At 66.8% G+C, this 14,879-nt stretch carries 14 protein-coding genes; 8 read left to right on the top strand and 6 right to left on the bottom strand.

Translation table 11 applies throughout. The annotated features are described in order from the left end of the window. Positions 1-110 precede the first annotated feature (110 nt). Positions 111-1,379 (top strand): lipoprotein-releasing ABC transporter permease subunit, encoded by a 1,269-nt coding sequence (locus VL15_RS04025; protein WP_080970707.1) that lies wholly within the window; start codon positions 111-113, stop codon positions 1,377-1,379. A 20-nt stretch (positions 1,380-1,399) separates the two neighbouring features. Here the strand turns inward: VL15_RS04025 and VL15_RS04020 are convergent, their stop codons facing one another. Together VL15_RS04020 and VL15_RS41705 are read right to left on the bottom strand one after the other, a co-directional pair. After that, positions 1,400-2,209, bottom strand: a complete 810-nt coding sequence (locus VL15_RS04020; RefSeq protein WP_048243239.1) for a hypothetical protein — start codon at positions 2,207-2,209, stop codon at positions 1,400-1,402. A 342-nt stretch (positions 2,210-2,551) separates the two neighbouring features. After that, positions 2,552-2,824, bottom strand: a complete 273-nt coding sequence (locus VL15_RS41705) for a hypothetical protein (RefSeq protein ID WP_155420111.1) — start codon at positions 2,822-2,824, stop codon at positions 2,552-2,554. Here VL15_RS41705 and VL15_RS04015 point away from each other — a divergent pair. Then, positions 2,817-4,781 (top strand): Xaa-Pro dipeptidyl-peptidase, encoded by a 1,965-nt coding sequence (locus VL15_RS04015; protein ID WP_048243238.1) that lies wholly within the window; start codon positions 2,817-2,819, stop codon positions 4,779-4,781. The two genes, VL15_RS41705 and VL15_RS04015, sit on opposite strands and share 8 nt — an antisense overlap. A 100-nt stretch (positions 4,782-4,881) precedes the next feature. Here VL15_RS04015 and VL15_RS04010 read toward each other — a convergent pair whose 3' ends face one another. Next, on the bottom strand, positions 4,882-5,811 hold the full coding sequence (locus VL15_RS04010) for a 2-hydroxyacid dehydrogenase (RefSeq protein ID WP_048243237.1): 930 nt from the start codon (positions 5,809-5,811) through the stop codon (positions 4,882-4,884). 164 nt (positions 5,812-5,975) lie between these two features. On the opposite strand from VL15_RS04010, the gene VL15_RS04005 reads away from it, so the two are divergent. The 5 genes from VL15_RS04005 (at position 5,976) to VL15_RS03985 (ending at position 10,667) form a co-directional block, all read left to right on the top strand. Next, positions 5,976-6,899 (top strand): ABC transporter substrate-binding protein, encoded by a 924-nt coding sequence (locus VL15_RS04005; protein ID WP_048243236.1) that lies wholly within the window; start codon positions 5,976-5,978, stop codon positions 6,897-6,899. Further along, a complete protein-coding gene (locus tag VL15_RS04000; protein ID WP_048243235.1) occupies positions 6,896-8,074 on the top strand; it encodes an ABC transporter permease in 1,179 nt (392 codons plus the stop codon). The genes VL15_RS04005 and VL15_RS04000 overlap by 4 nt, the downstream gene beginning before the upstream one ends. After that, positions 8,071-9,018, top strand: a complete 948-nt coding sequence (locus VL15_RS03995) for an ABC transporter ATP-binding protein (protein WP_048243234.1) — start codon at positions 8,071-8,073, stop codon at positions 9,016-9,018. The genes VL15_RS04000 and VL15_RS03995 overlap by 4 nt, the downstream gene beginning before the upstream one ends. Continuing rightward, positions 9,015-9,779, top strand: coding sequence for an ABC transporter permease (locus VL15_RS03990; RefSeq protein ID WP_048243233.1), 765 nt, complete (start codon positions 9,015-9,017; stop codon positions 9,777-9,779). Before VL15_RS03995 ends, VL15_RS03990 begins: the two co-directional genes overlap by 4 nt. Positions 9,780-9,998: 219 nt before the next feature. Next, entirely contained in the window at positions 9,999-10,667 is a 669-nt protein-coding gene (locus VL15_RS03985; RefSeq protein ID WP_048243232.1) for a lytic transglycosylase domain-containing protein, read from the top strand. Positions 10,668-10,691: 24 nt separating this feature from the next. On the opposite strand, the gene VL15_RS03980 is transcribed toward VL15_RS03985, so the two are convergent. Beyond that, positions 10,692-11,567 (bottom strand): LysR family transcriptional regulator, encoded by an 876-nt coding sequence (locus tag VL15_RS03980; protein WP_048243231.1) that lies wholly within the window; start codon positions 11,565-11,567, stop codon positions 10,692-10,694. A gap of 169 nt (positions 11,568-11,736) precedes the next feature. Here VL15_RS03980 and VL15_RS03975 point away from each other — a divergent pair, with 169 nt between their 5' ends. Further along, positions 11,737-12,810 (top strand): alkene reductase, encoded by a 1,074-nt coding sequence (locus VL15_RS03975; RefSeq protein WP_048243230.1) that lies wholly within the window; start codon positions 11,737-11,739, stop codon positions 12,808-12,810. 72 nt (positions 12,811-12,882) lie between these two features. Here the strand turns inward: VL15_RS03975 and VL15_RS03970 are convergent, their stop codons facing one another. Both VL15_RS03970 and VL15_RS03965 read right to left on the bottom strand, forming a co-directional pair. Beyond that, positions 12,883-14,235 (bottom strand): HipA domain-containing protein, encoded by a 1,353-nt coding sequence (locus VL15_RS03970; protein ID WP_048243229.1) that lies wholly within the window; start codon positions 14,233-14,235, stop codon positions 12,883-12,885. Further along, positions 14,235-14,561: a helix-turn-helix domain-containing protein gene (locus VL15_RS03965; RefSeq protein ID WP_080970706.1), complete on the bottom strand. Its 327-nt coding sequence runs from the start codon at positions 14,559-14,561 to the stop codon at positions 14,235-14,237. Before VL15_RS03965 ends, VL15_RS03970 begins: the two co-directional genes overlap by 1 nt. Positions 14,562-14,879: the final 318 nt, after the last annotated feature.

The raw sequence follows: 14,879 nt of genomic DNA, 5'->3' as shown, positions 1-14,879 counted from the left end.
ACGCCGGCCGATGACCGGCCGGTCGGGCGGCATTTCATCCGCCTCCCGGCCTCCGCACGCGGCCGCGCCGCGTTCGCTAGAATGCGCGGCTCGACACGGCTCGAATCGAAATGAAAGGAAACCGCTTGAAACTCCCGTTCGAATGGCAGATCGGGCTGCGCTACGCGCGCGGCGGCCGGCGCTCGGCCGGCGACGGCTTCGTGTCGTTCATCGCCGGCGCCGCGATGGCCGGCATCGCGCTCGGCGTCGCCGCGCTGATCGTCGTGCTGTCGGTGATGAACGGTTTTCGTACCGAGGTACGCGACCGGATGCTGTCGGTGCTCGCGCATGTGGAAATCTTCTCGCCGTCCGGCGCGATGCCCGACTGGCGGCTCACCGCGCACGAATCGCTGCGGAACCCCGCCGTGCGCGCCGTCGCGCCCTATGTCGACGCGCAGGCGCTGCTGACGAATGCGGGCAGCGTGACGGGCGTCGCGCTGCGCGGTATCGATCCGGTGCTCGAGCCGCGCGTGTCCGAGATCGCGCGCAAGCTGAAGACCGGGCGCCTCGACGCGCTCGTGCCGGGCGAGATGGGCATCGTGCTCGGCGCGGCGCTGGCCGATGCGCTGCACGTGAAGATCGGCGACCGCATCACGTTCTTCGCGCCCGGCAACAGCGCGCGCATCGGCGACGCGCTGCCGCGGTTCCGCCAGTTCAACGTGGTCGGCACGTTCGAGTCGGGCCACTATCAATACGACAGCGCACTCGCGTACATCCACATCCGCGACGCACAGACGCTGTTCAACGCGCCCGCGCCGACCGGCATCCGGCTGCGTCTCGACGATCTCCAGCGCGCGCCGGACATCGCGCTGGCGCTGTCGCGCACGCTGTCGGGCGATCTCTATATCCGCGACTGGACGCGGCAGAACCGCACGTGGTTCGAAGCCGAGCGGCTGCAGAAGCGCATGCTGTCGCTGATCCTGATGCTGATCGTCGCGGTCGCCGCGTTCAACCTGGTGTCGTCGCTCGTGATGACCGTCACGCAGAAGCAGGGCGACATCGCAATCCTGCGCACGCTCGGCGCGCCGCCCGGGTCGATCACGAAGATCTTCGCGATCCAGGGGATGACGATCGGTTTCGCCGGTACGCTGGCGGGCGTCGCGCTCGGCTGCGCGATCGCGGTGAGCATCCCGTGGGTACTGCCGGCGATCGAGCAGTTGCTCGGCATCCGCTTCCTGACGCCGTCCGTGTATTTCCTCAGCTCGCTGCCATCGAAGCTCGCGGCGATCGACGTGATCGAGATCGCCGCAGCCGCGTTCCTGATGTCGTGCGTCGCGACGCTCTACCCGAGCTGGCGCGCCGCGCGGTTGCGGCCGGCCGAAGCGCTGCGCGACGAATAGGCGCGACGGCCGGTGCGGCGTTACGCGATCTCGTGGAAACCGACGCTGTTGCTGCCGTTCAGGATGTCTTCGAACGCGCCGCCCAGGCCGACGTCGATCAGGTTCGCGCGCCTGCCGTACGTCTTCCGACCTGCATCGTCGACGAAAACCGCCGCGCCCGACGACAACTGACGATCGGTATCCAGCAACGCGAGCGTGCCGCGCGCGCTGCCGGCCGACTGCTCGAACTTCAGCCGCGTGCCATCCTGCGTGGTGAAATGCCCGCCGATCTCTTCAAACTTCTGGTTGCGCGCGACGGAGGCGTTGATCTCGCTCATGAAGTGGAAGTCCGCATCGGCGCGCTGGCTGGCCACCTTGCGATCGTCGTCCGTGAACGTGTCGCCCACCGCGGCAGCGCCCTGCTCGGCGAAGTCGACGGCCTGCTCGTGAAAATCGCGTGTTGCGAGCACGAGGCCCGCGTTCGCGTTCAGCGTCGACTCCACCCACGCGCGATCGCTTTCCGTCATCGTCTTCGACACGACCTTGATCCGGCCGCTGTCGGTCATGAAATCGAACTGCGCGTCGGCCAGATCCGGACGCTTCGCGATGATCTCGTGCATGCTCGTCGCGAGCTGGCTGGTGATGCCGCGCAGCTTCCTCGTCAGGTCGCCCAGGATCGACATCTGCTTCATGCGCGCCGCCTGCATCGCTTCCTGATCGAGTGCTCGGATCACAAGCGGCGGGTCCTCCGGTTTCCCGGACGCCGTGTCCGCCTGCTGGCGCCCATCGAGCGCCGTCTGCGCCATCTGCGCGAGCGAAAGGCCGCCCGCCGCCGTGACCGAAATCGTCATTGCCCTCTCTCTCCTTTCAGACTGTTTTTTATTGTTTACGGATCGATTTCGGCGAAATTGAGACCGATGCCGCCCGGATTGGCTGCGACGTGCGATACGCGATTAGAAACTTTGTTTGATACAAACTAAAAAAGTTTGACACCAAGATTTCACTGAGATAAGTTTGCGCAAGCTTCCGGAAAGAAATCCGGCCAGCCGTGCCGACATGTGTCGCGCTTTCCTGCCGTTGCAGCACCGCTGTTCGCAACATCCCCGCCTCATCGCATCGTGCCGTTCCGTTTCATCTGAAACCTGAAGGAAGGTCGGGCATGCCCGCATTTGATTCGCACTCCTGCATTCGAGTCATGCCATCGGCATGGCTTCGACCGCGCGGCCCGAACCCGCTGCCGCGCTGACGCTTTCCGGTCGGGGCGATGCGATTGCCCCGACGCTCGCCGGGTTGCGCGCCGCACGACGCGCGTCGACACCGGCCGTGACACCCGGGCATGTCGTCCGGCGCTTTCGAAGGTGCAGTTCCGCTTCATCCGACGCAGCACCCGGCCAGGCCGCAGGGGGCATATCGCGAGCCGGCCGGTTCACGACAATCACGAACAAGAACGAGGTCGAAATGAACATTCATCGAACCGGATTGCGGCGCGCGTGGCTTCCCGCGCTCGTTGCGGCCGCAACGCTCGCCGCCTGCGGCGGCGACGACGGCGGCAGCGTGGCGGGCGCCTCCGCGCTCGCGCAGGGCCAACAGGATGGGGCCGCCGCATCGGCGGCCGACACGCGGTCGCTGGCGTCACGAGTTTCGCCGTCCGGCGTCCCGTACGCCAACCCGGCCAGCGGCGGGCGCTACCGGCCCGTGATTACGAACGGCCAGGTGCAGCCGTCGCTGTCGGGCGGCACGATCGAGGAAAACGCGTGGGTCGACACACCGGTCGATTCCGACGGCGACGGCACGCGCGACCGCATCCACGTGCGCATCGTGCGTCCGGCCGAAACCGCGAACGGCGCACGCACGCCCGTCATCGTGCTCGCGAGCCCGTACTACGCCGGGCTTGCCGACAGCCCCGACCACAACGTCGATGTCGAACTCGACGGCACGCCACATCCGGCCGCGAACGCATCCGCGTCGGTATCCGCATCGGCGTCCGCGCGCATCATGGCCGCCGCACCGCAGGTGCGGATGCTGCAACAGGTCGAAGCGGCCGCCGCCGGGCGCTCGTGGATCGAAAGCTACTTCGTGCCGCGCGGCTTCACGATCGTCTATGCGGATTCGCTCGGCACCGCCGGCTCGGATGGCTGCCCGACGATCCTGACGCGCGACGAATCGGTCGCGATGGCGTCGGTGATCCGCTGGCTCGGCCGCGATGCGACCGCGAAGGACGCGAGCGGCAAGACGGTCGTCGCGAACTGGTCGACGGGCCACGTCGGCATGTACGGCGTGTCGTACGACGGCACGCTGCCGAAGATGGTCGCGAGCCTGCGCACGCGCGGGCTCGACGCGATCGTGCCGGTCGCCGGGTTGACGAACATGTACGGCTACTACCGCTCGGGCGGGCTCGTGCGTGCGCCGGAAGGCTATCAAGGCGAGGACGTCGACGTCTATATCAAGGCGTTGCTGACGAACGCGCACCCGGAGCGCTGCACGCACCTGATCGACGAAGCGTTGCAGCAGGAAGACCGCAAGACCGGCGACTATTCGCCGTTCTGGGCCGCGCGCGACATCCCGACCGCGTTCGCAGTCGCGCCGGCGCTCGTCGCGCAGGGGCTGACCGACGACAACGTGCGCGTCGACCAGTCGACCTCATGGTATCTCGCGATGCGGCGCCAGGGCGTGCCGACGCAGCTGTGGCTGCACCGCCTGAAGCACACCGATCCGTCACGCGTGCCGGCGATGGCCGACGCGTGGACCGCGGAGGTGAACCGGTGGTTTACGCGCTACCTGATCGGTTTTGACAACGGCGTCGAGCACGATCCGCGCGCGGTGATCGAACAGGCCGACGGCAAGCTGCTGAAGGAATCGGACTGGGCCGCACGTCATGCCACGCCGGTCACGTATTTCGCGGGCGGCGACGGCACGGGCACCGGCACGCTGCTGCGGATGCCGACTGGCGGCCCGCTCGCACGCTTCACCGACGATGCGCGCATTACCGCGCTCACGCTGGCGAACGCGCCGACCGGCGAAAACCGCAGCCGCTTCGAGACCGCGCCGCTCACGGCCGCGACGCGCCTGTCCGGCGCCGCGACCGCACGCGTCAGGCTGACCTTCACAGGTGTGGCCAACGTGACGGCGTTGCTCGTCGACCGCGCGCCGGACGGCACGGCCACGATCGTCACGCGCGCATGGACCGACCCGCGCAACCGCTTGTCCGATTGGCTGTCGGAACCCGTGCTGCCCGGGATGCCGTACGACCTGAAGCTGACGTTCATGCCGCGCGACTACAAGGTGGAAGCCGGCCACCGGCTGAGCCTCGTCGTCCTCTCGAGCGACAACGAGGCGACGCTGCGGCCGACGCCGGGCACGGGCCTGACGCTCGATCCGGCCGGCACGTCGGTCACGGTGCCACTCGCGTCGGTTTCGTCCTGAGCGAGCTCGCGTGACTCAACGCGGACGGCGACCGGCGTCTCCTCGACGTCGGTTGCCGTCCGCATCGCTTGATCGCAACTAGACTTGATTCGAACGATACTTAAACGGGCGTCAGCACCGGCTGCCCCGCGAAATGCCGCGCCGCGTTGTCGAGAAACTGCTGCACCGAACGATCGAGTGCCTCGGGCGACCAGCCGCCCATGTGCGGCGTCAGCACGACGTTGTCGAGATCCGTCAGCGCGCGCGGCGGCTCGGGTTCACCTTCATACACGTCGAGCCCGGCACCCGCGATGCGCCCTTCGCGCAGCGCATCCGCCAAAGCTGCGGTATCGACGACGCTGCCACGCGACACGTTGACGAGAAAACCGCCGGGGCCAAGCGCATCGAGCACCGCGCGATCGATCAGGTGCCGCGTGTCCGCGCCGCCCGGCGTCGCGACGATCAGGAAATCGGCCCACTGCGCGAGCGCATCGATCCGGTCGAAATAACGGTAAGGAACGGGCTTCGCCGAGCGGTTGTGATAACCGATCTCGATGTCGAAGCCGGCCGCACGGCGCGCGCACTTCTCGCCGATCTTGCCGAGCCCGACGATGCCGAGCTTCTTGCCCGACACGTTCGGCGGCATCGGCAACCCCTCACGCCACACGCCCGCGCGGGTTTTCGCATCGAGCCGCACGACGCCGCGCACCGCCGCGAGCAGCAGCGCGAACGCGTGATCGGCGACGCAATCGTCGTTGGTGCCCGCGCCCGTGACCACGGTAATGCCGCGCGCCTTCGCATGCACGACGTCGATGTGCTCGTAGCCCGCGCCGAGCGCGCTGACGAACGTCAGTTGCGGGAGCCGATCGATCTCGGCAGCGGCCAGGCCCGTGCTGCCGTTGGTCAGCACCGCGCGAATCGTGCCGCCGGATTCGGCGATCGCGCGTTCGCGCTCCTCGGGGGTCGGGGCATAACGCACGTCGAACGACGCGGCGATCTCGCGATGCGCGTCGCCGCGCAATGCGATGAGGACCAGCAGCTCGGGCTTCATGTCAGCAAGTGTCCGCAGGCGGGAATGGATTTCAGTGTAACAAGCCCGCGTGACGGATGCGGGTTATCCCCACACGGGCTGTGGGCGCGCCGCCGCACGCGGTTTGCCAAAGCCCGTTCAGTCAAGTAACTTTCGGCCTACGCCCCCGTCCTGGAGATTGGCCAATGAAGCTCGCCCTGCCCGCCCGGATCCTGGGCCTCGCGCTCGCCGCCGCCATCGTCGCGCCCGGCGCGCACGCCGACACGCCCGTCGTGGTGTCGTCGAAGATCGACACCGAAGGCAACCTGCTCGGCAACATCATCGCGCAGGTGCTGAAGGCCCACGGCATCCCCGTCACCGAAAAGATCGCGCTCGGCGCGACGCCGATCGTGCGCAAGGCGCTCACGAGCGGCGAGATCGACATCTACCCCGAATACACGGGCAACGCCGCGTTCTTCTTCAACAAGGCAGACGATCCCGTGTGGAAGGACGCCGCGAAAAGCTACGATACCGCGAAGCAGCTCGACTACGCGGCGAACCATCTCGTCTGGCTCGCGCCGGCGCCCGCGAACAACACGTGGGGCGTCGCCGTGCTCGCGCCCGTCGCGCAATCGCAGCATCTGAAGACCTTCTCCGATTTCGGCAAGTGGGTCGCGGGCGGCGGCAAGGTGAAACTCGCCGCGTCGGCCGAATTCGTGAACAGCGCGTCCGCGCTGCCGTCGTTCGAGAAGGCTTACGGCTTCAAGCTGAAGCCCGAGCAGCTCGTCGTGCTGTCCGGCGGCGACACGGCCGCGACGATCAAGGCCGCCGCGAACCAGACCGACGGCGTGAACGCCGCGATGGTCTACGGCACCGACGGCGGCATCGCGTCGAGCGGCCTCGCGGTGCTCGACGACGACAAGCACGTGCAGCCCGTCTATGCGCCGACGCCCGTGATCCGCGAAGCCGTGCTGAAAGCGCATCCGCAAATTGCCGACTACCTGAAGCCGGTGTTCGCGAGCCTCGACCTGAAGACGCTGCAGTCGCTGAACGCGCGCATCCAGATCAACGGCGAGCCGGCGGCCGGCGTCGCGAAAAGCTATCTGAAATCGAAGGGCTTCGTTAAATGACCGATCGCGCGGCGGCGTCCGCGCGGCGCGTGACACTCGACAAGGTCGGCATCCTGATCGGTGTCCTGACGATCGTCGCCGTGCTCGGCCTGCCGTTCGCGGTGCTGCGGCCGAACCGGATCGCGGCCGGCACCGACCTGTCGCTGTTCGCCGCGCTGCCCACGATGCAGGGTGCCGCGCTCGCCGCGCTATGGATCGTCGGCGCGCTGTGGACGATGACGGCAAACCGCCCCGCGTGGCGGCTCGCGGCCGGCTGCACGTGGCTCGCGACGCTCGCTTATGCGGTCGGTGCGATCGCGACGCACGTCGTCGCGCCCGACGACATGCTTGCGCGCGTGTCGCCCGCCGCCGGGGTCTGGCTGCTGCTGTTCGCCTGGGCCGTGCTCGTCGCCGACGCGCTCGCGCGGCTCTCGTTCGGTCCGTGGCGGCGGCTCGTCGCGCTCGTCGTCGCGATTGCGGCGATATCCGCACCGCTTGCGAGCGGCTGGTGGGACGGCCTCTCCGTGATGCGCGAATACGCGGTGCGCAGCGACGATTTCTGGAACGAGGCAATCCGGCACGTGTCGCTCGCGGGCGGCTCCGTCGCGGCCGCACTCGTCGCGGGCGTGCCGCTCGGCATCGCATGCGCGCGCGTCGCGGCGGTGCGGACCGTCGCAATGCCCGTGCTCAATGTCGTGCAAACGATCCCCAGCATCGCGATGTACGGGCTGATGATGGCGCCGCTCGGCGTGCTCGCCGCGCACGTGCCGCTCGCGGCCGCGCTCGGCATCCGCGGCATCGGCGTCGCGCCGGCCGTGCTCGCGCTGTTCCTGTATTCGCTGCTGCCGATCGCCTCGAGCGTCGTGGTCGGGCTCGAGCAGGTGCCGCCGCACGTGACCGAAGCGGCGCGCGCGATGGGCATGACGCGCGCGCAGCGGCTGCTGCGTGTCGATCTCGTGCTCGCGCTGCCGGTGATCCTGAGCGGCGTGCGCATCGTGCTCGTGCAGAACATCGGTTTGACCGCGGTCGCCGCGCTGATCGGCGGCGGCGGGTTCGGCACCTTCATTTTCCAGGGGATCGGGCAATCGGCCGCCGATCTCGTGCTGCTCGGCGCGATCCCGACGATCGCACTCGCACTGGCGGCGGCCGTCGTATTCGAAGCCGCGACGTCGCTCGCGAAGGGACGTGCAGGATGATCGAGATCGAACGTGCGGGCAAACGCTTCGGCGACGTCGTCGCCGTCGACGACGTCTCGCTGACGATCAAACGCGGCACGATCACCGCGCTCGTCGGCGCATCGGGCAGCGGCAAGTCGACGCTGCTGCGCATGATCAACCGGCTGATCGCACCCACCAGCGGCACGATCCGCATCGACGGCGTCGATACGGCGACCGTCGCGCCCGAGCAGCTGCGGCGCGGCATCGGCTATGCGATCCAGGGCCACGGGCTGTTTCCGCACTGGAGCGTCGCGCGCAACATCGCGACCGTGCCGCGCCTGCTCGGCTGGCCGTCGGATCGCATCGGCGCGCGCGTGAACGAGCTGCTCGAACTGTTCCATCTCGCGCCGGCCGAATTCGCGGACAAGCTGCCGCACGAACTGTCGGGCGGCCAGCAGCAGCGCGTCGGCGTCGCGCGCGCGCTCGCGGCCGAGCCCGCGATGCTGCTGATGGACGAACCGTTCGGCGCGCTCGATCCGATCATTCGCGGCAAGGCGCAGGACGACCTGTTCGCGTTGCAGCGCCGCCTCGGCATCACGGTCGTGATCGTCACGCACGATATCGAGGAAGCGCTGAAGCTCGGCGACACGATCGCGGTGATGGACGGCGGACGGCTGCTGCAGGTCGCGTCGCCGGCCGAGATTCTCGGCAAGCCGGCGGCCGGCGTCGTCGAGCAGCTCGTCGCGGGCGTCGACCGGCCGCTGCGCCTGCTTGCACTGACGCCGATCGACGCGGTCGCCGAACCCGGCCACGCCGACGGTGAACCGATCGCCGCGACGCGCACGCTGCGCGATGCGGTGTCCGAACTGTTGTGGCGCGGCGTCGACGCGCTGCCGGTCGACGATGGCGACGGCCGCAACGAACCCGGCGCGCGCCGCATCACGCTCGATGCGATCCGCGCACGCGCGCGGAAGCCCGCATGACGGCGCGCGGCGTGCGGCCGACGCGCTCGGCGTTTCCCGCCTACGCGGCCCGCGCGGCCGCGCTCGCGCTGCTGCTCGTGCTGCTGCTGCGCCCCGCATGGCTGCAGGGGCTGTTCGCACCGTTCGCGGACAACGGCGCACCGGTCATCTACGATCGCGCGAGCCTGCTCGATCTCACGCTCGCGCATCTCGGCACGGTCGCGATGTCGAGCGTGATCGGCACGCTGGTCGCCGTCGCGGCCGGCATCGCGGTCACGCGGCCGTCCGGCGCGGATTTCCTGCCGGTCGCGCGCAGCGTCGTCGATATCGGCCAGACCTTCCCGCCGGTCGCGGTGCTCGCGCTCGCGGTGCCGGCCGTCGGTTTCGGATTGAAGCCCGTGCTGATCGCGCTCGTGCTGTACGGACTCCTGCCCGTTTTCGAAAGCACGATCGCCGGGCTCGAAGACGTGCCGCGCGACGTCGTCGACGCCGCGCGCGGAATGGGGATGAGCGGCTGGCAGCAATTGGTGTCCGTCGAGCTGCCGCTCGCGTTTCCGGTGATCGTCAACGGGATTCGGCTCGCGGTCGTGATCAATCTCGGCACCGCGACGATCGGCTCGACGGTCGCCGCGCGCGGGCTCGGCGACGTGATCATCGCGGGCCTGCAGACCTCGAACACTGCGTTCGTGCTGCAGGGCGGCCTGATCGTCGGGCTGCTCGCGGTGCTGGTCAGCGATGCGATCGGCGCGATTGCGCGGGTGGCGACCGCGCGGCGCGCGTAAGGTTTGCGGTGCAGCACACTTTAAGCGTGTGTTAAAAAACGTCAGCGCGCGATCGCGCGGCGTTTATCCGGACTACGATGCGTGTCCGCGCAACGATCGCCCCATCGAATCGTTGTGCACCGAAACAAGCCTACATGTCGCTTTCATTCGAGCCGGCGCTCGACAACCCGTGGCCATTGGCCGATATACTATGCGCCTCCCATTTCCCCGCACTTCACCATGCGACGGTTTCTCTCGCTAATCGTGCTTTCGTTCAGCATCGCGCAACAGGCATCGGCGCAACAAGCGCCCGCGCTGCCTGCGTCCGCGCCCGAAGCGATTGCATCGGCACCGGCCGTCGCATCCGCGCCGCTCGCCAACGCCAACGATCAGCCGAACGAAGCAAACCGCCGCATCACGTCCTACCTGACGAAGAAATTCGGTGTCGCGAAGGAACGGGCCGCGAAGCTCGCCGATATCGTGAGCGTCACCGCGACGAAATATTCGCTGCCGCCGGCACTCGTTTACGCCATCATCTCGATCGAATCGCGCTTCCAGGAAAAGGCACGCGGCCAGCATGGCGCGACGGGGCTGATGCAGGTCGTGCTGGCCGCGCACCGCGGCCTGCTGCGCAACGTGAAGGATCTGACGGAGCCGAACGCGAACGTCGAAGCCGGGTCCGCGATCCTGTCGGGCTACGTAAGGGCGGCCGGCGGCAACGTGCAGGCCGGGCTGAAGAGTTATGGCGGTTCGAACGCGTATGCGGCGAAGGTGATGCAGCGAGTCGATTCGTTCCGGTTCGTGCTCGAACCCGACGATGCGAAAACCGCGACCGACACGAAGGCGCGGATGGTGCCGGTCAGCGAATCGTCGACGTCGCCCTCAGCCGCGAATCGCAGCACCCGATAAGCGCAATCCGCGCGGCACTCCCCTTCATTCGTGCGCGAAATGCTCGCGCAGAAACTCGATGAAAATCTGCGTCTTCGCAGGCAACAAGCGCGTTTCCGTCATCGCGTAGACAGGAACGGCCGCGCCTTCCCATGCGGGCAGCACGCGACGCAGCCGTCCGGCGGCCACATCGTCGGCCACCACTTCCTCCGGCATCTGGATGATCCCCGCATCGAGCACGGCCAGTTGCCGGATCATGCCGACGCTGTTCACGATGAACCGCCCGCCCACCGGCACCTCGACCTCCCGCGCGCTGTCATGCAGCGCCCACGTATCGACGCGCTGCACGCTCAGGCACTGATGCTGCCGCAGATCGTCCGGTTCGCGCGGCTCGCCCACGCGTTCGAGATAACGCGGCGACGCATACAGTTGATTGCGGAACGTCGCGAGCCGCCGCGCGACGAGCTGCGAATCCGCGGATTCGCCGATGCGGATCGCGACGTCGAACGGCTCGCTCACCAGGTCGACGCGCCGTGACGTCAACTCGAAATCAAAGGTCAGCTTCGGGTGACGGTTCGCGAATTCGACGATCAGCGGCGTCAGGTAGATCACCGCGAAATCGACCGGAAACGACGCGCGCAGCACGCCCGCGGGTTCGGCCAGCAGTTCGCCGAGCTGCTCGTGCGCGAGCCGCGCCTCGTCGACGATGCGCTTGCAGCGCTCGAAATACAGCTGCCCGGCCTCCGTGAGCTCGATGCGGCGCGTCGTGCGATGCAGCAGCCGCAATCCGATCGCCTTTTCCAGCGCGCCGATCCGCCGCGACAGCGTCGAATTCGGCATCCCCAACGCGTCGGCCGCACTGCGAAAGCCCTTCGCCTTCACGACCTCCACGAACAACGCCATGTCGTTCAGCAGTTCCACGCCCACTGCTCCATCAATGGATCAATGTTATCCAAACTACCATATTTATCTCGAAAAAGAAGCAATGGATGATGTGTCCATGGCAGCGAGGCTCGCGCAACGATGCGCGGCCGGCGCCCGATACGGCATCGCCCCGGTGCCGTGACCCGACCCTAGAGGAGCACGCATCATGGACGCACTGTTCACCCCGGCCCGTGTCGGCCGTTACACGCTGCAAAACCGCCTCGTCATGGCGCCGATGACGCGCAGCCGCGCGGCATTCGACGGCACGCCCGGCGAACTGGCTGCCGAGTACTACGCGCAGCGCGCGGGCCTCGGCCTGATCGTCACCGAGGGCACGCAGCCGTCGGACGACGGCCAGGGCTACCTGATGACGCCCGGCATCTATACCGATGCGCACGTCGCCGGCTGGAAGGCCGTCAGCGATCGCGTGCATGCGCACGGCGGCCGTCTGTTCATTCAGCTGATGCATGCGGGACGCATGTCGCATCCCGACAATACGCCGCATCATCGCCAGGGCGTCGCACCGTCGGCGATCGCGCCGGGCGTGCCGATGTTCACGGCGACGGGGATGCAGGACATTCCCGCGCCGCGCGCGCTGACGACGGACGAAGTGCGCGACACCGTGAATGATTTCCGCTTCGCCGCGCGCCGCGCGATCGAAGCCGGCGCCGACGGCGTCGAGATCCATGGCGCGAACGGGTATCTGATCCAGCAGTTCTTCGCGCCGAGCGCCAATACGCGCAGCGACGCCTACGGCGGTTCGATCGAGAATCGCGCCAGCTTCGCGATCGAGGTCGCAACCGCGATCGCCGACGAAATCGGCGCGGACCGCACGGCGATTCGCCTGTCGCCGGGCAACACGATGTGGGGCATTGACGAAGGCGCGGAAGGGCCGGATCTGTACCGCTATCTCGCGACGCAACTCGACCCGCTCGGCCTCGCTTACGTGCACGTGATGCATCACGGCGACGATGCGCTGCTGGCCGACCTGCGCGAGCGCTGGAGCGGCACGTTGATCCTGAACCGGCCGGGCCGCGCGCGCGACGCGATCGGGACGGATGTCGCAGCAGGTATTGCCGATCTCGAAGCCTACGGGCAGATGGTGCTCGCCAATCCGGATTTCGTGACGCGGCTGAAGACGGGCGCACCGATGAATGATGCGCAACACGCGACGTACTTCGGCGGCGATGCGCGCGGGTATGTCGACTATCCGGTGCTGAGCGGCGCGGCTGCGGCGTAACGCATCCGCATAGGGCGGTCGCTGCGACACGCTGAATCGGGTGTCGCAGCGTCGCCCGTTAATCGCCCGATATCAAAGAAGGTCGACGTTTACCTTGGAAATCATGGGAGCAATGCGCAACGTACGGTCGGCCTGAGCACAGACGTACGCCGAAATATTGCGCACCCACGCACGCTCCTCGCCCGCATACTCCGCGGACTCCGCCAACTCGGGAGCCAGCTTCCTCGCCAACGTCGCCATCTTTGTCAATTCACGTGCGACGAACGACGGCCGGATTTGCGCACGATGCGCAAAATCCGCCAGGGCAAAAGCGGTCAGCTCCTCCATTCGGAAAACATCCCCGAAAGCCATCGCCATATCCTGGACATACGCGTCACCGTACACGTTGACGCAAACGAGATCGTAGAGCGGCGCCGGATCCAGACCGCCGCTGCTGACGAAAAACGAAATATTCTTGCCGTGCGCGTCGCTGTTGCCGATCAGCAATTGCAGCAGCGCCCAGCGAAGCATCGCTGTGCGGGCAACCGCTGGAGTCTCGAGACTCGTCGTCAACGAAAACAGCTTCTCGAAGCTCACGCCTTCGCGAATATTACGCACGTCCGCATTGTTGCCGAGGTTGCGTTCGTACTTGAGCGTCGCCGGCAAATCCAGCGCCTGGCATCCGTCGATGATATGGAGACGCCGCACCGCGCGGACGCGTTGCGGATCGTCCGGTTCGGTCGTCACGATTCGGTCGAATCGTTCGATGAGCAAAATGGGTTCCGGGATGCGCCGAATCTCGACATGTGCCACCGGCAATCCCATTCGGGCGGCCAGTGTCATGCAGAAATGCTCGTTCGCAACCATGAACGGAGCATGCGGGTTTTGGGACTCGGGCTTGAGAATATGCGTGCTGCTGAGCGCCCCCTCGACGAGCGCGAATTGCTCGCCCTCGACCAGTACCTGCAGCTTGTCCTGGTGGCCTGCAATCGACAGCCGGACCTGATCGTCCCAGACGGGAAACGGAATCGCATCACGCTTGCGAATGCGATCGGTCAACTCTTCCGCGGATATCACGCGCCGCACGGATTCGAGGGCCTCCGGCGCCTGCGCATCGGCATCGTCGTTCGGGAAGAAACTCAACGCACCGACAGGCTCCTTCCCGAGCATTCGGATCAAACCGAACACATTGTCCTTCGATATCTGATACATCGCCGCGGCCACTTCGAGCGCGCGGCCCTCGGGCAGCAGGTTGCCGATGAAGCGCTGAACCGCGCCGGCAGGTAGCGGGCCACCGTCGAGCGGAATGCACGGCGACAATGCAAACGCGTCGGCGCGCGCCTGCCACGCCGGATCGTACGAAAAGCCGTAATCGTCCTGGCGGGCATCGTAAGTCAACTGACCGACAGGCGAGGCGTTGGTCGAAATGCCCAGGCGATGAACCATCAGGCGCCCTCCTGCGACTCCGCCGACACGGCCTGCGCCGCCATGTGCTCGTGCAACGCCTTGCGGGCCACCGGCACTTCGCGTTTCGGCACGACGAGCAGATTGAGACCGAAGCCGTCGAGCACCTTGAACAATTTGTCGAGGCTCACTGCGCGGCCGTTTTCCAGCCGAGACAGCACGTCCTTGGAGACACCGAGCATATCGGCCGCGTCGTCGATGCGCATTCGGCTCTGCGCCCGCCGATTGCGGACGAGCGCCCCCAGCGTTGCCAGATCCAGTGCAAGCGGGTCAGGGGTCGCGATCGGATGCGGTAAGGTGCGGGCCATAATTCCGGGATATCAGGAACAAAGTGCTGTCAGCCAGGCTCAACAGCATAGTTACGAGAATATCGGAATTATACTTACACAAACACGAAATGGCGAATTATTCCGATATTTCAGGAATAATAACGGGTGTGATCGCCACTGACACATTGTTCTTATATTTCAGGAATTAATTCGAGCGGCAAGCTACACCGCCCGATTGCAACCGACCGACATCCTTCCACCGTTTCCGTCGATCGATTCTCCGAACCGCCCCGTTCAAATCTGCCCCGCCGCCCCCGTCCACCGCAAATAATCCCCGCGCGTCCAGTCGAGCGACAC

The organism is Burkholderia cepacia (assembly GCF_001039005.1).
GTDB classification, from domain to species: Bacteria; Pseudomonadota; Gammaproteobacteria; order Burkholderiales; family Burkholderiaceae; genus Burkholderia; species Burkholderia theae.
This window is presented reverse-complemented; position numbering and strand designations above follow the sequence as displayed.